Origin of the sequence: Bacillus sp. DB-2 (assembly GCF_003315125.1) — a bacterium.
Classification (GTDB): domain Bacteria; phylum Bacillota; class Bacilli; order Bacillales; family Bacillaceae_G; genus Bacillus_A; species Bacillus_A mycoides.
Window position 1 is genome coordinate 142,354 of sequence record NZ_QNRN01000001.1, and the last position, 22,210, is coordinate 164,563.

General features: G+C 35.4%; 22 protein-coding genes, 1 pseudogene and 2 other annotated features. Of the genes and pseudogenes, 9 read left to right on the plus strand and 14 right to left on the minus strand.

Annotated features, from left to right (window positions below):
• Positions 1 to 13 precede the first annotated feature (13 nt).
• From yhbY to DET63_RS00850, 4 genes are read right to left on the minus strand one after another with little or no spacing between them, the layout of a single operon-like run.
• Positions 14 to 307 carry a ribosome assembly RNA-binding protein YhbY gene (gene yhbY / locus DET63_RS00835; RefSeq protein ID WP_002015220.1) on the minus strand — a complete coding sequence of 98 codons (294 nt, stop codon included), beginning with the start codon at positions 305 to 307 and terminating at the stop codon, positions 14 to 16.
• Between the two features lie 4 nt (positions 308 to 311).
• A complete protein-coding gene (gene aroE / locus DET63_RS00840) occupies positions 312 to 1,145 on the minus strand; it encodes a shikimate dehydrogenase (RefSeq protein WP_113935603.1) in 834 nt (277 codons plus the stop codon).
• A 15-nt stretch (positions 1,146 to 1,160) separates the two neighbouring features.
• Positions 1,161 to 2,267, minus strand: coding sequence for a ribosome biogenesis GTPase YqeH (gene yqeH, locus DET63_RS00845; RefSeq protein WP_002015224.1), 1,107 nt, complete (start codon positions 2,265 to 2,267; stop codon positions 1,161 to 1,163).
• Between the two features lie 3 nt (positions 2,268 to 2,270).
• The gene (locus DET63_RS00850; RefSeq protein WP_002015225.1) at positions 2,271 to 2,783 is read right to left on the minus strand and encodes a YqeG family HAD IIIA-type phosphatase; all 513 of its coding nucleotides are present in this window, start codon (positions 2,781 to 2,783) and stop codon (positions 2,271 to 2,273) included.
• 246 nt (positions 2,784 to 3,029) lie between these two features.
• Between DET63_RS00850 and sda the strand changes: the two genes are divergently transcribed.
• Positions 3,030 to 3,185, plus strand: a complete 156-nt coding sequence (sda, locus tag DET63_RS00855; RefSeq protein ID WP_002015226.1) for a sporulation histidine kinase inhibitor Sda — start codon at positions 3,030 to 3,032, stop codon at positions 3,183 to 3,185.
• Between the two features lie 152 nt (positions 3,186 to 3,337).
• Here the strand turns inward: sda and DET63_RS00860 are convergent, their stop codons facing one another.
• The 3 genes from DET63_RS00860 to DET63_RS00870 form a co-directional block, all read right to left on the minus strand.
• Entirely contained in the window at positions 3,338 to 4,126 is a 789-nt protein-coding gene (locus tag DET63_RS00860; protein ID WP_113935604.1) for a phosphatidylserine decarboxylase, read from the minus strand.
• 291 nt (positions 4,127 to 4,417) lie between these two features.
• Positions 4,418 to 5,131, minus strand: a complete 714-nt coding sequence (sigK, locus tag DET63_RS00865; RefSeq protein ID WP_000051382.1) for an RNA polymerase sporulation sigma factor SigK — start codon at positions 5,129 to 5,131, stop codon at positions 4,418 to 4,420.
• Between the two features lie 183 nt (positions 5,132 to 5,314).
• Complete coding sequence (locus tag DET63_RS00870; protein WP_113935605.1) at positions 5,315 to 6,811, minus strand: YcdB/YcdC domain-containing protein; 1,497 nt, start codon at positions 6,809 to 6,811, stop codon at positions 5,315 to 5,317.
• Between the two features lie 304 nt (positions 6,812 to 7,115).
• Between DET63_RS00870 and DET63_RS00875 the strand changes: the two genes are divergently transcribed.
• Positions 7,116 to 7,766: a GTP pyrophosphokinase gene (locus DET63_RS00875; protein ID WP_002015229.1), complete on the plus strand. Its 651-nt coding sequence runs from the start codon at positions 7,116 to 7,118 to the stop codon at positions 7,764 to 7,766.
• 179 nt (positions 7,767 to 7,945) lie between these two features.
• Here DET63_RS00875 and DET63_RS00880 read toward each other — a convergent pair whose 3' ends face one another.
• A complete protein-coding gene (locus DET63_RS00880) occupies positions 7,946 to 8,410 on the minus strand; it encodes a hypothetical protein (protein WP_113935606.1) in 465 nt (154 codons plus the stop codon).
• Positions 8,411 to 8,464: 54 nt separating this feature from the next.
• Entirely contained in the window at positions 8,465 to 9,850 is a 1,386-nt protein-coding gene (locus DET63_RS00885) for an alkaline phosphatase (protein ID WP_113935607.1), read from the minus strand.
• Positions 9,851 to 10,119: 269 nt separating this feature from the next.
• On the opposite strand from DET63_RS00885, the gene DET63_RS00890 reads away from it, so the two are divergent.
• Together DET63_RS00890 and DET63_RS00895 are read left to right on the plus strand one after the other, a co-directional pair.
• A complete protein-coding gene (locus tag DET63_RS00890; protein ID WP_113935608.1) occupies positions 10,120 to 10,959 on the plus strand; it encodes a GNAT family N-acetyltransferase in 840 nt (279 codons plus the stop codon).
• A gap of 15 nt (positions 10,960 to 10,974) precedes the next feature.
• Complete coding sequence (locus tag DET63_RS00895; protein ID WP_113935609.1) at positions 10,975 to 11,859, plus strand: alpha/beta fold hydrolase; 885 nt, start codon at positions 10,975 to 10,977, stop codon at positions 11,857 to 11,859.
• 36 nt (positions 11,860 to 11,895) lie between these two features.
• Here the strand turns inward: DET63_RS00895 and DET63_RS00900 are convergent, their stop codons facing one another.
• The 3 genes and pseudogenes from DET63_RS00900 to DET63_RS00910 all read right to left on the minus strand — a co-directional run bounded on the left by DET63_RS00900 (position 11,896) and on the right by DET63_RS00910 (position 13,581).
• Complete coding sequence (locus tag DET63_RS00900) at positions 11,896 to 12,396, minus strand: DoxX family protein (protein ID WP_113935610.1); 501 nt, start codon at positions 12,394 to 12,396, stop codon at positions 11,896 to 11,898.
• A 264-nt stretch (positions 12,397 to 12,660) separates the two neighbouring features.
• A pseudogene (locus DET63_RS00905) lies at positions 12,661 to 13,005 on the minus strand (delta-aminolevulinic acid dehydratase); the annotation flags it as partial.
• Positions 13,006 to 13,581, minus strand: a complete 576-nt coding sequence (locus tag DET63_RS00910) for a histidine phosphatase family protein (protein ID WP_113935612.1) — start codon at positions 13,579 to 13,581, stop codon at positions 13,006 to 13,008. It abuts the pseudogene before it with no gap.
• Positions 13,582 to 13,750: 169 nt separating this feature from the next.
• Here DET63_RS00910 and DET63_RS00915 point away from each other — a divergent pair, with 169 nt between their 5' ends.
• Together DET63_RS00915 and DET63_RS00920 are read left to right on the plus strand one after the other, a co-directional pair.
• Entirely contained in the window at positions 13,751 to 14,089 is a 339-nt protein-coding gene (locus tag DET63_RS00915) for a phosphoglycerate mutase (protein ID WP_113935613.1), read from the plus strand.
• A gap of 72 nt (positions 14,090 to 14,161) precedes the next feature.
• Positions 14,162 to 14,284, plus strand: coding sequence for a DUF4023 domain-containing protein (locus DET63_RS00920; protein ID WP_000071861.1), 123 nt, complete (start codon positions 14,162 to 14,164; stop codon positions 14,282 to 14,284).
• 43 nt (positions 14,285 to 14,327) lie between these two features.
• Here DET63_RS00920 and DET63_RS00925 read toward each other — a convergent pair whose 3' ends face one another.
• A complete protein-coding gene (locus DET63_RS00925; RefSeq protein ID WP_113935614.1) occupies positions 14,328 to 15,566 on the minus strand; it encodes a TolB family protein in 1,239 nt (412 codons plus the stop codon).
• 228 nt (positions 15,567 to 15,794) lie between these two features.
• Between DET63_RS00925 and DET63_RS00930 the strand changes: the two genes are divergently transcribed.
• The 3 genes from DET63_RS00930 to DET63_RS00940 all read left to right on the plus strand — a co-directional run bounded on the left by DET63_RS00930 (position 15,795) and on the right by DET63_RS00940 (position 21,332).
• A complete protein-coding gene (locus DET63_RS00930; protein WP_113935615.1) occupies positions 15,795 to 18,542 on the plus strand; it encodes a S8 family peptidase in 2,748 nt (915 codons plus the stop codon).
• Between the two features lie 70 nt (positions 18,543 to 18,612).
• Positions 18,613 to 18,841, plus strand: a binding site (T-box leader).
• A gap of 51 nt (positions 18,842 to 18,892) precedes the next feature.
• Positions 18,893 to 19,120 (plus strand) — a binding site (T-box leader).
• Between the two features lie 162 nt (positions 19,121 to 19,282).
• On the plus strand, positions 19,283 to 21,037 hold the full coding sequence (locus DET63_RS00935) for an aromatic amino acid hydroxylase (protein ID WP_113935616.1): 1,755 nt from the start codon (positions 19,283 to 19,285) through the stop codon (positions 21,035 to 21,037).
• A complete protein-coding gene (locus DET63_RS00940; RefSeq protein ID WP_113935617.1) occupies positions 21,018 to 21,332 on the plus strand; it encodes a 4a-hydroxytetrahydrobiopterin dehydratase in 315 nt (104 codons plus the stop codon). Before DET63_RS00935 ends, DET63_RS00940 begins: the two co-directional genes overlap by 20 nt.
• A 16-nt stretch (positions 21,333 to 21,348) precedes the next feature.
• Here DET63_RS00940 and DET63_RS00945 read toward each other — a convergent pair whose 3' ends face one another.
• On the minus strand, positions 21,349 to 22,206 hold the full coding sequence (locus DET63_RS00945; RefSeq protein WP_113935618.1) for a VOC family protein: 858 nt from the start codon (positions 22,204 to 22,206) through the stop codon (positions 21,349 to 21,351).
• Positions 22,207 to 22,210 lie beyond the last annotated feature (4 nt).

Here is a 22,210-nt window from a genome sequence, read left to right on the forward strand (position 1 = left end):
TCACGTATATCTTTTATCGAGGAAGCTTAATCTGCTTATTTTCTCTTGATTCTTTGTATAAAACAATTGTGCTTCCGATTACTTGAACGATTTCAGCTCGTGCACCTTGTGCAAGCTCTTCTGCAACTTCACTACGATCAAATTCACAGTTTTGTAATACGCTCACTTTAAATAGTTCACGAACTTCTAATGCTTCTCCAATTTGTTTCACCATATTTTCATTCACGCCACCTTTTCCAACTTGAAAAATCGGTGTTAAATGATGTGCCTTTGCACGTAAAAATCTTTTTTGTTTTCCTGTTAACATATAATTAGCCTCCAAGCTCTCTCATTACTAATTGTTTCATTCTATCAATATTCGGCACACACCCTGTCCACATTTCAAACGCAAGTGCACCTTGATAAACGAACATATCGATTCCATTTTGAATTATTGCACCTTGTTCTTTCGCATCGCCTAAAATTTTCGTCTCAAATGGATTATAAATAATATCAGAAACAACCGTTCCTTGTTTCAATGAACGAATTTCCAGCGGCGTATACTCAACATGTGGATGCATACCTATCGTTGTTGTTTGGATGATAATATCATATTCCCCTTGATTTTCTGCTGCACATTCTAACGATAGAGCATGCGAATTAACATTTGCCATGCACCCAGAGATAAGGTTTTTCGCCTTATCTCTCGTACGATTAGCAATATCAATTTCTTTCACACCTACATCGGCAAGCGAGAAGTAAATAGCTCGGCTAGCACCACCTGCACCGATTAATAAAATACGTTTCTCTTGAAGTGGATCTTCACTAATTGACTGCAGGGCACGAACAAAACCAATTCCATCTGTATTATACCCAATCAATTTTCCATCTCGATGAACTACTGTATTTACCGCACCGATTTGCCTTGCTAACGGGGCAATCTCATCCAAGTACTCCATAATTGCAACTTTGTGCGGAGTCGTTACATTAAATCCTGAAATACCTAATGCTTTCAAACCTTTTACTGCTTCCCCTAGCGCTTCTTCTTCTACAAGAAACGCATGGTAATGGGCATCCATATTCAAGTGTTCAAATGCATCGTTATGCATAACGGGTGATAATGAATGTCCAATTGGATTTCCGATTACACCATATAATTGTTTCATAAATCCCTCTCCATATTAAATTAAAGATTTACGTAATGAAACACTTACTCCTTTTGGTACATGAGCAACAATTTTCGCTCCTGATTCATTTACAGTAACCCAGCCCAATCCAGAGAATACAACATCCGTTTTCGGCTCACGAATATTAAATTCATATTTCACAAACTTAGGCATATTTTCTAATTCTTCTGGTGTCGGTGGATTCAATAATTCTCCAGCGTGTTTTTCGTACAATTCATCAGCCTTTTCAAGCTTTGTACGATGGATTGTTAAACGGTTTGAGAAATGACAAGTGAATGCACGACGGCCACCACTTACATAATCAAATCGTGCTAATCCACCAAAGAATAATGTTTGTTCTTCATTTAATTGGAATACCATTGGCTTAACTTCTGTAGTCGGTGTAATAAGCTTTAAGCTTTGTTTCCCAACATAATGCGCCATTTGATGATGATTAATAATACCTGGTGTATCGTATAAAGATGACGTTTCGTCTAATGGGATATCAATTAAATCAAGCGTTGTTCCTGGGAAATGTGATGTTGTAATTACATTCTCAGTCTCATCACTAAACTCTTTAATCATACGATTAATAAATGTTGATTTACCAACATTCGTACATCCAACAACATAAACATCTTTACCTTCGCGGTAATGCTCAATTGCATCAGCAAGTTCAGCGATTCCTTGTCCTTTAGCTGCACTAATTAAAAAGACATCTTCTGGTTTTAAACCAAGTTGCTTTGCACTATAGCGCATCCAATGTTTTACTTTATCATGCTTAACTGACTTTGGAATTAAGTCAGCCTTATTCCCTACAAGTAATACTTTATTGTTCCCTACAAAACGATGTAAGCCCGGTAACCAGCTACCATTGAAATCGAAAATATCTACGATTTTAACCACCAGTGCGTCTGATTGTCCAATTCCGTTCAAAATACGAAGGAAATCATCATCTGTTAAAGATACATCTTGAATTTCGTTATAATGTTTCAAACGAAAACAACGTTGGCAAATTACTTGTTCTTTTTCTAAAGATGATACAGGAGCGTATCCTACTTCATTTTTATTTTCTGTTTGAATTTCTACACCGCAACCAATACATTTAATTGTTTCAGTCAAACTTTATTCCTCCCAGTTAATTAAGCCTTTTTTCTTCATGTTTCTCATAATTCTTCGTTCAATTTTCCGATTAAATCGTGTCACCAATCCGTCCGTTTGCGCTACCGGTACAACTAAAATTGTATGAAGTCCCACACGATTCCCGCCGAGCACATCCGTTAGTAACTGATCTCCAATTACTACAACTTCATCTGGCTGCAGGTGCATCTCGTGTATCGCACGCTTAAATGCGCGAACAAACGGTTTGCGCGCACTATGAATAAACGGAATACCTAATGGATCAGCGAAGTCTTTAACGCGTTGCTCGTTGTTATTTGAAACGACCGTTACTTGAATATCATTTTCTTTCATTTTCAAAAACCACTCTTCAAGCTGTGGCGTTGCATTTGGACGATCCCATTCAATTAAAGTGTTATCTAAATCAGTAATAACTCCTTTAATTCCACGTTTTTTCAAATCTTCTGGTTGAATATGATATATATTTTTCACATATTCATTTGGTAAAAATAACTTCAATTTCTTTCACCTCTTTGAGGATTTTTCATAAAATTTTTCGACAACATTTTTCGATAGATAACCTGTGGATAAACTTGTACACACTTTCCACGTTAATTTTTCAGTCAATTTGGAATTTACTAACAATCTATCCACATTTTATCCACTGAGTTATGTGGATAACCTCTTGTTTGTGACTGTCATATTTTTTTGGTACATTAAATGCAACAACGAATCAATCCTTATATTATTAGGAGGTGACTCACCTTGAAAACAAAACATATGGAACAGTTATCTACTGATTTACTCACTGAGTCTTATTATAAAGCAAAAGAACTAAAATTAAATCCCGACTTCATTTTACTTATAAAACAAGAAATTATTAGACGCTCGTTAGAGGACAAGCTCGTCAAATCTTCTTGAGTACATATAGATTGCTGATTGACCTGTAAAAAGAGCCATCCTGCGATGGCTCTCGAATAAACAAGTACTCCCATCTAGGGGATTTCTCCATTAAGCATCTTTGTCCATATTTCTTAATTAGAGCTTCATAAGTATATTATAAAATCTTTTCTTTACTTATGAGATACTCGGGTTGCAATTTTTTCACCAAGACGCAACTCTTGCCCACTTGTCAATTCCTGCACTGCTTCAATCATATCTTTTTCAAATAATAAAACAACTGTTGAGCCAAATGTAAAGTATGCCATCTCTTCACCTTTTTGAACAGTACTTCTTTCATGAAGGAGCTCGATACTATTAACAAACATAGCACCTACTTTTACAAGTGCCATATGTTCGCCGTCACTATTTACTTCTGTAACAGAGCGATAATTTTTTGACAATGGTTCTTTCCCATACTCCATACCCGCTGCATTTACCGGATATGATTTTCTACCGAGTACAAATCTTTCAGTCACAGAGCCAGAAAGCGGGCTATGAATACGATGATAATGACTTGGGCTCAAATAAATTACCATATATGTACCGCCTGCATATCGCTTTGCACGCTCTTCATTACCTAGCATATCCACAATTGAATAACGCTTTCCTTTTATATCGAATGTTTTTGTATCCTCAATAGGACCTTTATCAGCAAAAACACCATCAACAGGACTAACGATACTCGATGCATCAGTATCAATACTACGCTTTCCTTCTTTTAGCCTACGTGTAAATAAATCATGCAATGTTCGATATTCCTTCAAACCCTTTTCCATCTCATCTTGATTAATTTGAAAAACTTTCACATACGATGGAATAATGATAGAGCTCAAACGAGATTGTGCAAATTTACGTAATATATAAGAAGTAAAACGACCATTTGTAAGTTCGATCATAAGTCGATATAATGTCCGTCGCAAATTACGAAACCTCCTAATCAGCCTATAACTTTAGTTTCCCCTTCTTTTCTCTCTATATCATATGTAAAACTGGTTCTTATTCCCACATATAGAATAGAGCCGTTTCGTTATACACGAAGAAAAACTAAGTATAATTTTTATTCTTAAATTGTTTAGCACCTTCTAATATTACAGATAGAACCCGCCATTTTCAACAGTGAACATGTATTTCTTCTTAGAACAGCTCGTTTTCTTTCCGTTTTCCCGAAAGAAAAGCAGCCACTTTTAAAGTGTAGCTGCTTACAATACACATTATTCTTTTGCTTTTTTCTCTTTCTCAGCCCGCACAAATTCATGGAACATTTTCATTAAAGCACGCTTTTCAATTCGCGATACGTAGCTTCTTGAAATACCGAGTGCCTTCGCAATCTCCCTCTGTGTTTTCTCTTTATCAAGCCCAAGTCCAAAACGCTTCACAATTACTTCTTTCTCTCGTTCGTCCAAAATATCGATATACTCTTTAATTTTTTCTAACTCCATACTAAGCTGAATCATATCAATTACATCTTCAGATTCTGATTTTAATATATCAATAAGCGATATTTCATTACCCTCTTTATCTTGCCCAATCGGATCATGAAGTGAAACGTCTTTTTTCGTTTTCTTCAACACACGTAAATGCATCAAAATTTCATTTTCGATACAGCGTGCTGCATATGTTGCAAGCTTAGTTCCTTTCCCTGCTGAATAGCTTTCAATCGCTTTAATAAGCCCAATGGTACCAATTGAAATTAAATCTTCTGCATCTTCACCAGTGTTTTCGAATTTCTTAACAATATGAGCTACAAGCCGTAAATTATGTTCAATTAAAAGATTTCTCGCTTGAGCATCACCTTGCTCCATTAACTCTAAGTACTTTCTCTCATCATCTGATGATAACGGCTGCGGGAACGCATTGTTCTTCACATAAGAAACAAATACAAACACTTCTCGAACCATATATCCAATTGCGGCGAATAGACTCAAACCTTTCACCTCCGCCAAAATAGTGGTCTTTACTATGTGTATGTGGGCATGAGGTTGTTTGTGTCTGTACGATGTAAATATGGAACTCTTAACTTAATGGCATTCTTAAACCACTCAACGCTAATCATTAATTTTTTCTATAAACATAGTAAAAGCCAATCGAAACGTATCGATTGGCTTTTACTAATATTCACTCCAAATTTTCTCTCCAGTATGCGCACCTATGTAACGAATTTTCCGACTACAATCGACGGATTCTTTATGATTTTCACTCGTCGTTTGTTTATACAGCAGTTTATATTTCATTTCCTCTGCATCATGATCTATACACCATTCTAATTTTACTCGAATGACCTCTTTATATATTTCTAACGCTTTTTCTTTTGTTACTTTTGGTGTTGTTTCATATGCAAGTAATTCTTTTATAAAGTTGCTAGATTCTCCTGAGTAGTGCATCACAGCACCATTTTCTGTATTGATGTTGATCACAAATTGCATATAGTCTATTGGAATCCCATTCACATATACGGAAAAGGTAAATCTTTCAATCCCATCTTCTGCTTCTTCACGTTCTTCCCAAAGACGAAGATATTGTGTGATATCTGGAATAACTCGTTCTAAAAATTGAAGTGCTCTTTGTAAACATTCCTCTCTAGACAGTATTTGTTTTACTTCTTTATCGTCTGCCAGTTTTATAAAACCAATTAACTCATTGGTTGATTTATCAATCGTAATGCCAACTAAATTATTATATTTTAACATCGGTAAATGCTTTTTAAAGAATTCATTCATTAAATATGGATTCTTTTCTTCTTTCTGTTTTTGTAATTCCTCTCTCGAAACAAATTTCATCCTTATTCCATCTTCATTTTCTGTCTCAGCTACTTTTATAAAACTTTCTTTATCCCAGTCAAATAAATCGAATATATCATCTTGTTGACTACCTTTTTTCGGTTTTTCAACAGCTACAGTTGGAGGTAATTTATAATGATCTGGGTCAAACAAATCTTTACCTGTACTTGCATCAATAAACGCATGACTAGGTTCTAGTTCATATACAAGATGATAGCCTTTTACTTCCTCACCATTTTCATATTTACATGAAGAATGTGTTAAATCCACAAATACAAATCTCATATCTTGTCTAGATCTCAAAGTTTCTAAAACGACGTTCTCCTCAACAATTTCAATTGGCCATAACGGTTTTTTCTCTATAGCTTTTTGTCCATTGTAATGAAAATGCACAACATTACCTGAAGGATGAATTCGCACAACACATCCTGTATTCGGCAATGGATATCCATTCACTTCCTGCATATAATTTATTTCTTTCCAACCACGCCAGTCATCCTTAACAGTTACATATGTATAAAATTCATATCCTTCTTTTGTATATTTTTTTAAGAATGTATTTGCAATCTCTCTTGCTTTATTCTCCTCTATCGCTTCCTTGATCGAGAAAGAATTTTCATCATCTATCCTAAATTCAATTAAATTACCAGTATGTCTATTCAACGTAATTTGTATCGTTTTCTCCTCATCCGCTTTATGTTCCCACCATAATAGATGATATGGGTCATCCACACCTTCTTGATCATCTACAACAAGCCTATATTCATCTGGAATTTCAATAATATGAGCCACTTGCTCTGTTCTTTCTTTATCTTTTGAATTCATCATAACCTCTCCTTTATTACATTTTAAGGTAATTATAACAAACAAAACCAAAAATCATTAGCAAAAAGACAAAAAGCTGAAACAATTAGTTCATACGAATTTCACATGAATCTATTACTATAAGAATTGTACATAGTGAAATTACTAACAATGACGTTTATTCATATATAATTTCATTTGAAAGGGGTTGAAAAGATGAAAACTAAATATCGCTTTATGATCTCATCATTTGCTGCTTGCGCCTACATGATTTGGTGTTTAGTATAATAACAACTTCACTTGTAAATAAGAAAAGGTGTGTATATAAATGGAATATAACCAATCAACCGTTAACTACTGGAAAGCTTTTGTATTACCTTATACATTTGCTTTAGAAGAGTTAAAAACTAAATTTGAAATTATGAACCGGGAAGCTCAATTTTTAGAAGACTACAACCCGTTTGAACATATAAAAACAAGACTTAAACAACCCGAAAGTATCATCAGGAAGCTTGAGCGTAAAAACTTATCACCAACAGTTGAAAATGCTCAAACACAATTACAAGATATTATTGGCATCCGTATTACATGTTGCTTTGTAGAAGATATTTATCATTTAAAAGAAGTTATTGAAAATCGTGGAGATATGGAAATTGTAGAAGTAAAAGATTATATTGCTAATCCAAAAGGAAATGGCTATAAAAGTTTGCATATGATTATTAAATATCCATTGTCACTAAATTCTGGTACGAAAGATGTCTTTGCAGAAATTCAATTACGTACACTTGCCATGGACTTTTGGGCAAGTTTAGAACATAAACTTTACTACAAATATGAAGGAAATATACCTGACTATTTGAAAGATGAACTACATGACGCTGCTATGAAAGCTGAAGACCTCGATAATAAGATGGCAACAATCCGTCAAGATATTGATGACATTGAAGCATGTTCAAATCAAATTTTATTACCACTATAAAAAGGTTCTCTCCTATGAGAACCTTTTTTACCCGCTATTTGCGGGCAGTAAGACTCCCACCTCAAAATTCTGCGAATGCGAAGGAGTTAGGTGGGCGATCAACTGCCCATAAAAGCCCGATTGGTTCAACTAATAATCAGTGGGGGATGGACAAAACCCCCACTGATTAAAGTTTCACTTTATTTCTTCTCTATCGTACGAACCTCTTCAATCTTCCACCCTTCGTCTTCTTTTCCAAGTGCATACTGCATTTTCTTTTGAAGAGTAACCCCTCCATCTACTTCTTTTTCCTCCGTTTCAACAATAACAAGCCCACCTTTAAGAGCTTTCATATTCATATGTTCTAACTCTATTTTCTTATTTCCCTTTTGAAATGCCGCTTCCTTTTGTGTTTTTAAGTCTTCAGCACTAGGCATCTTCTTTGAAAATAACTCCATATGTTCAGCAAGATTTTTTTCATTCGTCGTCCGTACAAATGCCTCAATAACATCTTGAATGAATTTCTCTTCTTCTTTCGTTATATGTACCTTTTCCTCAGTTTTTCCAGCAGATTTTTGTTCTATATTATTCTCTTGAGATTGACATCCAACTAGCAATAATACAAATACTAGAAGGAATCTTAATTTCCCTAAAAAAACGCTCATCTTTCCATCTCCTAAAAAGAAAAGTGAGGCATTTCGCCTCACTTTCATTTATAATTAGCGTCTTCCTTTATTTGGATCGCCGCCGCCAATAATGTCAAAGACACGTTTAGCTATATTTGTATTCTCTTGAACGCCAGAGAATAAGTATTTACCTGGTCCGAATGCATATACGTTCACATCTTCACCTGTATGTCCACCCGTTGTCCAACCTGTAACCGAACGCTTATTGAAGATATCTTCAATTGCATTATCAATCTTTGTTACATCTTTTGATGGAGCTATATCATTTACAGCTTTAATTTCTTCTGGTGTTAATTGTAGATCAATATACTTTTTCAATGTTTCTTCTACATTTGCACCTTTTACAATCTCACTTGCCATAAAGTCTGGCGTACGTTTCGCAGCTTTAATCGGATCTACTTTAAAATTATACTCACCATTCGCACCTAAAGATAATCCGCCAGTAGAATGATCTGCAGTTGCAACAACTAATGTGTTCTTATCTTTTTTCGCAAACTCAATTGCTGCTTTAAACGCTTTTTCGAAGTCTTCCATTTCACTCATTGCACCGACAATATCATTATCATGTCCAGCCCAATCAATTTGACTACCTTCGACCATTAAGAAGAAACCGTCTTTATTTTTGTTCAAACGCTCAATCGCTGCATTTGTCATCTCTTCTAATGAAGGTGTTTTGTCAGTACGATCAATCATTTTGTCTAAACCACCTGGTGCAAATAAGCCAAGAACTTGATCGCTTTTATCATTTAATAATTGATTACGATCTGTTACATAACTATAACCAGACTTCTTAAATTCTTCTGTAAGATTGCGGTCTTTTCTAACAAAGTTATTTACACCACCGCCAAGCATAACATCTATTTTATGCTTACCTTTAATTTTTTCATCAAAGTAATCATTTGCAATTGCGTCCATATTTTTACGACTAATATCATGTGCACCGAATGCAGCTGGTGTTGCATGCGTAATTTCAGAAGTTGCAACGAGTCCCGTTGACTTCCCTTTTTCTTTCGCTTGCTCCAATACTGTTTTCACTTCAGCTTTATCATTATCTACTGCAATAGCTGCGTTATATGTTTTTATACCTGCTGACATCGCAGTAGCTGCCGATGCAGAGTCTGTAATATTTTCATGTTCATCTTCTGGATATGTTTTTTGTGTTCCTACAAGATGCTTATCAAATTCTGTAGATTCCATCTCAAATGTTTTTGGATTATCTTTCATATAACGATGAGCTGTCATATATGAAGGCCCCATACCGTCCCCAATTAATACAATGACATTTTTAATTTTTGCATTGTTTCCGTTCTCATCTGCATTAACCTCACTAGAACGCGTAAAATTCCATGTTGCTACCGAAGTAACTGCTAACGACGCCACAACTGCAAATGGCCATGCTTTTTTTACAAACTTTTTCACTGTCTTGTCCCCCTAATTAGGTTATTCATTTCCCTCTATCAAATTTAATAGAAGACTGTTAAGAGAAAATGAGTTATATGTAAATTTTTTGTTAACTTATGTAAATTTCAGTTATAATTTGTATAAGTTTGTCTTTTCATATCAAGCATACTCTCCTTTACAAAGATAAATATAAACATGTTGGATTTCTTTTAATACGAACCTATTATTTTACATTTCGTAATATTATTCTTATTTTTTCTAATTTAAATAGAAATATGGTGAACTTTATGAAAACAGTAAAACTAGACGCATCTTCCATTCCAGATTTACTCTCTCTTTGCAAATCAGTCGGGTGGTTACAGCATGAGAGTTTTATGAAAGAGCAATTCCATATGTACCTTTCCATTGGCACAATTTTTGGCTATGTACATGAGAATAAACTTATTGCAGCGGGCGGGGTCTTTTCGTTTGCCCCTGGATATTCTTCTATCGGTATGTTAATCGTGCATCCTGATTTTCAAAGAAAAGGAATTGGTCGTATTTTGTTAAACAATAGCTTAAAAGTAACTTATCCATCGCTCCCTATTACGCTCATTGCAACAAAAGCTGGTGAATCCTTATATGAATCTTATGGATTTCAATCAATAACAACAATTCATCGTTTCGAAAAACAAGCGGCTCATATAAGTATAAATTCTTTTCCCATAAAACAAATTCAGCAAGCCGATCTTCAATCTCTCATTTTTCTTGATCAAACTGCGACTGGTGCAGATCGTTCTAATCTTTATTTATCACTACTATCGAGAGCAACTTACTCCTTTAAAATAGAGCGAGATAATCAAATAGATGCTTTTGCTTTATGCATACAAAAAGGAGATGTACTATGTATCACTCCACTTATTTCAAAAAAAGAAAAAGACGCTATTCAGTTATTAGAAATAATTTGTAACTCGTGGAATGGGTCAATACGCATTGATGTTCCGCACTCACAATTCATTTTCCGTCAATTTCTTCAAACAGAAAATTTCCAGGAAACGCTCCTTTCACCTCTTATGATAAAGAATGGTAATCAACTTCCTGGAAATCGTAATATACTATTTGCTATGATAGATGCAGCATTATGTTAGAAAGGAGACACCTAATTGAAGCAATTTAGCTATTTTATGGTAGGTTGTCTTACTCTTACACTATTAGTAGGATGTAGTGCAGCAGAAAAGCCAGTAGAACAAGTAAAACAAGTTAAAAATACAATTACAGCGAAACTAGCTACCGAGGAAAAAATGGTAGAGATAGATGGTCAAACGATTTACTTTAAAAAGATTGGTGATGAAAAACCACCTTTACTTATGATCCATGGATTTGGAGGATCATCCGATGGTTTTCAAAAGGTTTACTCAGATTTAGCAAAAGATCATACGATTATTTCTGTTGATGCTTTAGGATTCGGACGTTCCTCTAAACCGATGGATTTTTATTATTCTTTCCCAACTCATGCAAATTTGTATTATAAGTTAATGAAAAAACTAGGGTATGACTCATTCGCAATACTGGGACATTCTATGGGCGGAGAAATTTCTCTTAATTTAACATATTTATACCCCGAAGCGGTTACCCACCTTATTTTAACTGATGCTACAGGCGGCCCTCATACGTTCGTTAATAAACAAGGTTCACCAAAACCAAAGTTGTCGACTGATTTAAGTACCGTTTCTTCTATTGCAGATTATGATGAGAGCAAAGTTAAATTCAAGCGTAATGATGAAGAGCATTATAATAAAATGAAATTATGGCCTAGGCGTCTTCAAATCAATGCAACTGAAATCAAGCAACCAACTTTAATTATATGGGGAAGAAATGATAATAGCGTTTCTTGGAAAGAAGGAGAAACTTATCATCAATTCTTAAAAAATAGCAATTTCCATATTATCGAAAAAGGTTATCATGCTCCATTTCGTCAAGAGCCACAAGAATTTGTAGGGTATGTAAAAGATTTCTTCAAGAAAAATCCTATAAGTACTGAAAAATAAACGGGTATCTCATTTTGAGATACCCGTTTTCATATATTAAGCAGCTTGCTTTTGACGTTTTTGAATTTTTGATCCTAGTACTTTTGGAATAACTAAGCCATCAATTCCAAGTTTTCCAGCATTCATACCAGAAACAAGAACGAACATGGATAAGATAACCATTTCAGGGTTTACACCAATTGACCCACTAAACATATAGGAAAAGTTCATTAAAAGACCGAAAAAGACCGCTGTTTTTGTTAAACAGCCTACAATTAAACCAATTCCGACTAAAATTTCTCCCCACGTCACAAGTGTATTAAATAAGTCAACGTTTGGAATTGCAAAATCTTGTAAGAATGATGCCCACCAAGATTGAACAGCTGGTTGTGCTCCTTTAGATTTTTCAATTGCACCTTGTAAATAACCAGTTGCATCGAAGCCTTTTCCTTGTAGTTTACCGATTCCAGCCATTACCCATGTGTAACCAAGATACACTCGAATTATCGCTAATACAAAAGAAACTGCTTTGTTTTCTCTTAAAAATTGAATAATCATATCTTCCTCCTAAAGTTGTAATTAAGTCAGTTACAGATAATATAATAACATTGGTTACTTACTTTTAAAATGTTAATTGTGAATAATTCGTGACATGTGTACAAAACATTAAATACTAACGTATATATAGTAACTTTTATTACCTGTAAAAACTTGAACATATCATACCACAGGTGATAATCATTTTCATTGAATAAAGTGTAACAAAACTGTGAGTTAAATGTGAAAAACATTTATTCGAATATAGAATAAACGTGTTTCACGCTATTTATATAATCGAAATGTATGTGTCTCCTCATCGATTAATCTAGTTTCTTGAACAGCTTCTTCTAACATTTTGTCATGGTTAATAAGCCTGTAAAATAAGCGTATTGTAAACATAAGTGCTATATTTCCATCTACATAATCTATCGATTTAACATGTGATTTTGTATCTTTATGTAAAATGGATTCTACTAGTTTCAACTCCCCAAACTTATACCAACCATTTACAATATGTGTAATATGCAATTTTGCATATTACTTAATTTCCGCTACGCTAAAGTATACTCTCGGCCCATTTAAGTCGTACACATCTTCTCCTAACTCTTCCATTACAAATTTTCTCTCCTATAAGTCCATTTCATATATACCCGTTTCTTTCAAAAAATCAGCTCTAGTTAAAGCGACTTTCTGTAAATATTGCCTATACGCTGTAATTGTTCCATCGTGTGCAACGATACAAATTTTTTCTGCTTTTAACTGATAGCACCAGTGCAGAAATTCATCTACTATTTGCTGAAATTGCATCTCCGAGATGATATTGACTCCCTCATTCCATAACAATTCATTTCTACTTTCTTCTAATGAAAAATGTGGAAATAAATTTTGTATTATCTTTCGATCTAATAATTGATCGCACGGTAATGTTTTGGCGGATTCCCGATAAGGAAAAATACGTGGGGATATATATGGGTGAACAATTTTTTGACAAGCAACTTCCGCACTCCATATTGTCGCAGTTTGTAAAGTTCGAAGTGTAGGACTAGCAATTAATATATCCTTTTCTTGTAATGGTACATCGCACTGAAGCAATTCAGCCTGCTTCTTTCCCACGCCCGTCAATGGCGGATTCACTGCTTGTAAACTTAATGGTAAATCTTTCGTATGTTCACCTTCACCATGCCGAACAAAAATAAGCTTCATTCTCCTCTTCCTCTCACTAGGAAATAGTCTCACATATTTCTTCCCTATTTTTTTCTTTACTCCTGCTATTTTAAAAAGTAGAATGTAAAAAGTGTTCGACACCAACATTTGAAAAATATTACAATTATATATGTAAAATACTTTTTACAAGAAGAGGAGGATTACAAATATGAAATGGATTATCGTTTTTATGGGAATGATCATATGGGGATACATAAATGGCTTTTTTAATAGTGATAAAACTGCTAATCCTTGGATTACAGATGATGAGCGTGAAACAAAAATTAAACAAAAAGCAATTATCGCAAGCTGGTCTGGTGTTTTCATATTTTGTATCATGAACCTCTTAAACAAATGGTTAGGTTTAGGAACGATCGATACATCACCTTACTTACCATCTTCTGTCGCAACTATTTTAAAAGAAAATGTAGAGTTACAAGTTTTACTTATGTTATTCATTACATATGGCATATTTTACGTATACTACCGAAGAAAACTAAACGCTTAACTTTTATCTCATGATTTCCCTCCTAAATGGTTATAGTAACTAGGACGCAATGAAAAAAGGAGAGATATAAAAATGAGTAACTCAAATGATTTTTTAGATACATTACATGAAAAACAAGCAAAAGATGAACAAAATAGAAAGCGCCAAGGGAACGGAAACCCTGCGAAAAAAAAGCCAAATAAAACACATAAATAACATTGAAAAACCTGCCTGAAAATTATATTTCAGGCAGGTTTTTTTACTCGTCTTTAACCGAAACGACATCTTCCCAATTCCATTTCTCATAATACCACTCTGGCACATCTATATTTTCAATCCACTTCTTCTCATGTTTTCCATCGTTATGAGCAAGCCATACATCAGCTTTCTTACGATTTGAACGGAGCCACATTAATTGGTTGCTTTTCTTACTAAAAATAGGGTTATAATCGCCTTGGCTATTTGATGGCTTTGTAATTTGATGTTGTTCATCTGTTGTACTATTTATTTCATATAAAGATGGTAGTGGTCTTTTTTCTAGAGGGACCGATAGCTCTGCTTCCGTTGCCCTTGAAACGATAATTACATTATCGTTCTTCCATGTGAAATCCCAATCAACATAGCCTTTTGGAGTAAATGTATTTTGCTGGAGAGCCGGCAATTCTTTTATTTTTAAATGCTTATTCTCTAAAGCCACTCTCCCGCTTCCTTCAATATAGGCTAATATATTCTTTGATGGCGCCCATTTGAACCATTGTGTGTTTAATAACATTTGATCTACTGTTTCAAAACGACTGCCGTCTGATCGAATTAAGCAAAGGGGATTACTATCAGCTGACAAAGAAGCTGTTGGTACTGCCAAAAACGAAATCCATTTTTGATCTGGCGACCAATTAAATCCACTTCCAACTAATGCTAAAAAGTCATCATGCTCATTCGGTAGTGCATATAAATGCTTCATCTTATGAGGATTCATATTTGCATCCTTTTGTATTTCATATAACTGAGCACCTGTCCATCCTGTTGGAAGCAAGTACGCTTCTGATGATACAAGAAACTTCTTACCATCAGGATACCATGCATAGTCACCTACACCATTAGCTACGTTTTCAAAATCTGCTTTCTTTTTTTCAGCATCAAATGTATTTAATGTGTGTGCAAATACAAATGCAATTATATTCTCTGTTGGTGACCATTGATAATTCGATGCTTCTGATTGAGATGGTGTAACTTTCTTTCCATCTTTCAGCCGATACAGTTCAAAGTGATTTCGCTTCTTTCCTTTTGCATATGCAAGCCATTCTCCATTTTGTGACCATTTCGGCCCTGTTATGTACTCTCCTTTTGTAATTTGTTTTTCTTTTCCACCGACTTTAATCCATAGATTATGATTACGAATAAAGGCAACTTTCACTCCATTGTTTTCTGCGCTAGTAATAGAACTTGAACAGAAAAAAAGGAACAAAATCACGATTCCACTTACTATAAACCTTTTCATGTAGCACCCCCATTTCCCCCTTTAGCATTCCTCATATTCCGCTTACTATATGCAAATATTATCCATTCGACATAATCCCAAAAAATTTCCCAAGAAATTTTCAATTCAAAGAGGTTTGGTATGAATTATGTCGAATGTATAGTTTAGCCAACATCCGTACCTATAATTAACGATAAAAATGTAATATTTATTTTCGGAAAATTGGCACTTTTATTAGGGGGAGTTTCAATGAAGAAAACTACATCAACACTATTAAGTATGGCGCTCGTCTTTTCGAGCTTTGGAGCATTAAGCGCCCATGCTGAATCACTGCAAAAAGAGAAGCAATTTAGTCCACAGTTAAAAGCAAATATTGAACAATGGGGAGAAAACAAAATCGCGCAAAATGTTGAAACAAAAACATCAAAAGAAATTTCAGTTATTGTAGAATTGCAACATGCTCCACTCGCTTCACAAAGTAACATTCAACATGCCCCGGACCTACAAAATAGCAATGTGCAATCATACCATGCACAACTAAAAAAAGCACAAGAGGATACAACAAAGAAAATAAAAGAAAAAGCACCGAAAGCAACCATAAAAGAAACGTATAGTACGTTATTTTCTGGATTTTCTATTTCTATCCCAGGGGATCAAATTGCCGCTCTAGCTTCTTTACCTGAAGTAAAAGCAATTTATCCGAACTTAACATATAAATTACATGAAACGTCAAAAAGCCTAACAGATCAAGAAACACCAAACGTTGGAGGCCCTACAGTTGGTGCACCTGAAGCTTGGAATTTAAAAGATCCAACTGGTAAACCACTTGATGGGAAAGGGATGAAAGTCGCTATTATCGATTCAGGTGTAGACTATACCCATCCTGATTTGCAAGCAAATTATATCGGTGGCTATGATACAGTCGATGAGGATAATGATCCGATGGATGGAAACGTTCACGGTACCCATGTTGCAGGAATTATCGCTGGTAACGGAAAAATAAAGGGGATTGCTCCGAATGCTTCTATACTCGCTTACCGTGTCATGAATGATGTTGGTACTGGTACGACCGAAGATATTATTCAAGGTATTGAGCGCGCTATTCAAGATGGTGCCGATGTTTTAAATCTATCTCTTGGTCAAGATTTGAATGTACCTGATCAACCTGTAACAATGACGTTAGAACGCGCAGCAAAACTTGGTGTTACTGCAGTCGTCTCAAATGGGAATGATGGACCAAAGCCTTGGTCTGTTGACGCTCCTGGTAACGCAAGTAGTGTCATCTCTGTTGGAGCATCTACTGTTTCTATTCCATTTCCAACATTCCAAGTAGCTGGTTCCAATAAATCTTACCAAGGATTACCGTTATCAAAATCAGATTTCCAAGTAGGCAACGATGCTCAGCTTATATATGTTGGTTATGGTAATTCAAGTGATTACGCTAAACAAGATGTGAAAGGTAAGTTCGCCCTTGTTTTACAAGGAACCTCAAGCACGTTAGTAAAAGCAGAACAAGCGAAACAAGCTGGTGCTCTTGGCGTGCTACTAATTTCTAATGAAAAAGAAATTAATATTATGCCCGAATATTTTGGACGTGAAAATCTAGCTGTTCCAGTAATGCAGTTATCAAATACAAATGGCGAAGAGTTAAAAACTTTAATTACAAAACGAAAGAAAAATATAAAAATTGGACAACCAAAGCAAACAGAACTTATTGGTAACTTTAGTTCAAGAGGACCATCACAAGGTAGTTGGCTAATAAAGCCTGATATTGTTGCACCTGGAGTACAAATTACTAGTACTGTCCCAAGAGGTGGCTATGAATCTCACAACGGGACAAGTATGGCTGCGCCACAAGTGGCGGGAGCTGTTGCCCTACTCCGTCAAATGCATCCTGATTGGACGACAGAACAATTGAAAGCAGCTCTTGCCAATACAGCAAAAACATTAAAGGATGTCAATGAAAATACATATCCTGTCATGGCACAAGGATCTGGTTTAATTAACATTCCAAAAGCAGCCCAAACAGATGCATTAGTGAAACCTAACAATGTAAGTTTCGGTCTTATTAAACCTAATAGCGGCAAAGTGAAGTTAACACAAAATATTACGTTACAAAATCTTTCTAACAAAAAGAAAAACTTTTCAACTCGCATTGAATTACTAGATACAAAAACAAAAGTCCAGACTTCTTTCTCTTCTTCTATTAGTGTGAAACCTAATAGTAACATCGAAAAGCCTTTTACTATTACTGTAGATAGCTCCTTACCACAAGGTGTATATACAGGAAATCTATATGTGAAAGAGCAAGGGAAGACTGAAGAAATGCGTATTCCATTTACATTTAGCATTGATCCGAAAGAATACAAACGTATTGACGGCCTTGAAATCGTTAATTCTACTTTTAGTCCAAATAATGATGGAATACTAGATGACAACCTGATCAATTACTATTTAGTTACACCGGTTGAGGATGTAACGTTTCATGCTAATTTAATTACGAAAGACCGAGTAACATATCAAGGCATGGTGTATCAAGGTAAAAACGAAACACCTGGTTATAAATCTTTCAAATGGAATGGTACGAAAACTGATGGATCCCCTCTACCTGATGGCTTATACCAAATTGAAGCCGTTGCTTCTAATTCTGGAGGAGAAACGAAACAGACAGGAGCTGTGTTTGTCGATCGCACTGCACCGAAATTATCGTCTGAAGTAGATCAAGAAAACCTCGTAATTAGAGGGAAAGTAGATGATATACTTTTAGATTGGATGACCGAATCTGGATGGGTTGCTCCAGGACATCCCGTAACGATACAGTATGAAATTAACGGAAATGGAGCATGGGAAAGTGCATACCTAAATCCTTGGGAGAAAAACTATGAAATTTATTTCGATCGTAGTCAATTACAACAAGGAAAGAATACAATTCATATTGTAGCAACCGATGCAGCTGGAAATAAATCTAATTTAAACGTCGATTTAGAAGTGAAATAATAAAATTATTGTTGACAAGCTTTTAAATATAGTTTTATAATACAAAACATAGTTTAGTTGAACGAATTATATATCGGCTTTGAAGGAATACTAGTAGCGACTTATATCCCTGTCTCAGAGAACTGATGGTTGGTGCGAATCAGTACATATACAAGGGTGAATTACAATTCTGGAGCTTCTTTCCCGTAATGCTTTTTATGCATGAAGAGAAAGACGGATCTTTCCGTTATCTTAAAGTAAGTGGTAAACAATTAATTGTTTACAAATAGGGTGGTACCGCGATTTTTATCGTCCCTATCGGATTTTCCGATAGGGGCTTTTTTGCGTCCTTCCCTTTTAAATAACTTCATATATACGCGTTGAAAGAATCGCAGTAGTATCTTGTATCCCTGTTTCAGAGAGCTAATGGTCGGTGGGAATTAGCACATATATAAGTACGAATTACAATTCTGGAGCTTCTTTTTCGTAGTGCTTTTATGCATGAAGGAAAAGACGGAATTTTTCCGTTATCATTAGTTGAGATGTAAGTATATTTTCACTTACAAATAGGGTGGTACCGCGATTTTTTCGCCCCTATCGGATTTTCCGATAGGGGATTTTTCTATTTCTCACGCAAACAGTTGTTAAAGAATTTCGAATGTTATGATAAAATTTTATAAGCGCTTACAATTTTGAAAGGAGGTGGTACAAGTTATACAAAACTGGTATTCATTTTTATAGAGAAAAAGGAGGACGTCTAAATGACAAAGAAAACAGAAATTCCATCACATTTAAAACCATTCGTATCCACACAGCATTATGATCAATACACACCGGTGAATCACGCTGTTTGGCGTTACATTATGAGACAAAACCATAGCTTCTTAAAAGATGTTGCTCATCCATCCTATGTTAACGGACTACAATCATCTGGTATTAATATAGATGCAATTCCAAAAGTAGAAGAAATGAATGACTGTTTAGCACCAAGCGGCTGGGGTGCCGTAACGATTGACGGACTTATTCCCGGCGTCGCATTCTTCGATTTTCAGGGGCATGGATTACTACCAATCGCAACAGATATTCGTAAAGTAGAAAATATCGAGTATACACCCGCTCCTGATATCGTTCATGAAGCTGCAGGCCACGCACCGATTTTGCTTGATTCTACATATGCAAAATATGTGAAACGCTTTGGACAAATTGGAGCGAAAGCTTTCTCCACAAAAGAAGAACATGATGCTTTTGAAGCCGTTCGTACATTAACGATCGTAAAAGAAAGCCCTACTTCTACACCTGAAGAAGTTGCAGTTGCTGAAAATGCTGTAATCGAAAAACAAAACTTAGTTTCTGGTTTATCAGAAGCAGAACAAATTTCACGTTTATTCTGGTGGACAGTGGAATACGGCTTAATCGGCAATATAAATGATCCGAAAATTTACGGTGCTGGTCTCCTTTCCTCTGTCGGTGAAAGTAAGCATTGCTTAACAAACGCTGTAAAGAAAGTCCCATTCTCAATTGAAGCTTGCACCGGGACAACTTATGATGTGACAAAAATGCAACCACAGCTATTTGTTTGTGAATCATTTGAAGAATTGACTGAGGCCCTTGAGCAGTTCTCTACAACGATGGCATTTAAAACAGGTGGCACAGAAGGATTAGAAAAAGCAATCCGCTCCGAAAATCATGCTACAACTGAGCTAAGTAGTGGATTACAAATTACGGGTACATTTACAGAGGCAATTAAAAATGATACTGGTGAAGTTATTTACACACGAACAAGCTCACCAACTGCATTAGCAATTCACAATAAACAACTAGCAAATCATTCTACATCTGTGCACAGCGATGGATTCGGGACACCAATCGGATTACTAGATGGAGATATTGCATTAGAAAATTGTACAGAAGAACAATTACAATCATTAGGCATTACAATTGGAAGCAGTGCAGAGTTTACTTTTGCAAGTGGCATTCATGTAAAAGGAACAGTAACAGACATTGTAAAGAATGATAAAAAAATTGCTCTTATCTCCTTTATAAATTGTGCAGTTACTCATAAAGATCGCTTATTATTTGATCCTTCATGGGGAGCATTTGATATGGCTGTCGGCTCACAAATCACTTCTGTATTCCCAGGAGCGGCAGATGCGGTTGCATTTTTCCCGATGAATGAAGAAGTACAAGAAACGCCTGATCCACTTGTACTGAATAAGCTTGAACGTATGTATCAAACAGTTCGAGATATACGTAACGATAGTATTTTACACGATACTCATACTGATCAATTAATAGCTATTCAAGAAGTATTAAATAAATTTTATCCGAAAGAATGGTTGCTTCGTCTTGAAATTTTAGAATTGCTTTTAGAACATAACAAAGGTCACGAAGCATCAGCAGCATTATTACAACAACTTTCTACTTTCACAACTGAAGAATCTGTAACACGTCTTATTAACAATGGTCTTGCGTTACTGCAGGTAAAGGATGTGAAAAATGATGCTACGATTAACTAATGAAGAAGTACAAGAGGAATTAACAAAGCGGGATAAATGGACAGTGAAAGATGAAAAATGGATTGAAAGAAAATATATGTTTTCCGACTACTTAAAAGGAGTCGAATTTGTCTCTGAAGCCGCCAAACTATCAGAAGAACATAATCACCACCCATTTATCCTTATCCAGTATAAAGCAGTCATTATTACTTTGTCATCATGGAATGCAAAAGGTTTAACGAAACTAGATTTTGACCTTGCAAAGCAATTTGATGAACTATTTTTACAAAATGAAAAAGCTATTATAAGAAAGTGAAAAAAGAGAAGCCTTTTTAGGCTTCTCCTTTCACTTTAAAATGTATACAATGTCCAAACGGATCCTCGGCCTGTAATATTCCATCTTTATACGTAGCAACTACGCCAATATATTTTAAACTTTCACACACTTGCTCTTTTTGTTTTTCATCTGCTAGTACAATTGTGAAATATTTCAAACCAACGGAATTTGGCATTTGTGGTGGTATACCTTCACCCTGCCATGTATTTAAACCGATATGGTGATGATAACCACCTGCTGATACGAACAACGCTCCATTACGAGCTGGAATCGTTACATCAAAACCAAGGCCATCAACATAGAAACGTTTCGCTTCTTCTAAGTCAGCTACATGTAAATGAATATGTCCCATCACAGTACCAGCCGGGAACCCATTCCATGTACTTCCTTGCTGTAATAATCCTTCGCCGTCTAACGGGTTACTAACAAATGGTAGCTCTCCATTTTCATCATGCCAAACTTCTTTTTGGCGATCATGATAAATTTCAATCCCGTTTCCATCTGGATCAGCTAAATAAAGAGCTTCACTAAAGTAATGGTCAGCCCCACCATGTAATGGATGTACTCTCTCAACAAAATGACGAAGAATATTTGCTAAGTCTTGTCTGTTTGGTAATAAAATTGCATAGTGATATAAACCAGTTCGACCTCTTTGCTTCGGAAGAGCGTCTTCCTTTTCTTCTATTATGAGAAGTGGCTCATTGTCCTCATTACCAAACGTAACGATTGTACTTTTTTCTTCCAGTACCTTCATACGCAATACTTCTGTATAAAACTCTAGCGATTTCTTTAAATTTGATACATATAAATGAACAACCCCAAGTGTTGTTTCGGGATGAAGTTGAAAGCTCATCTTG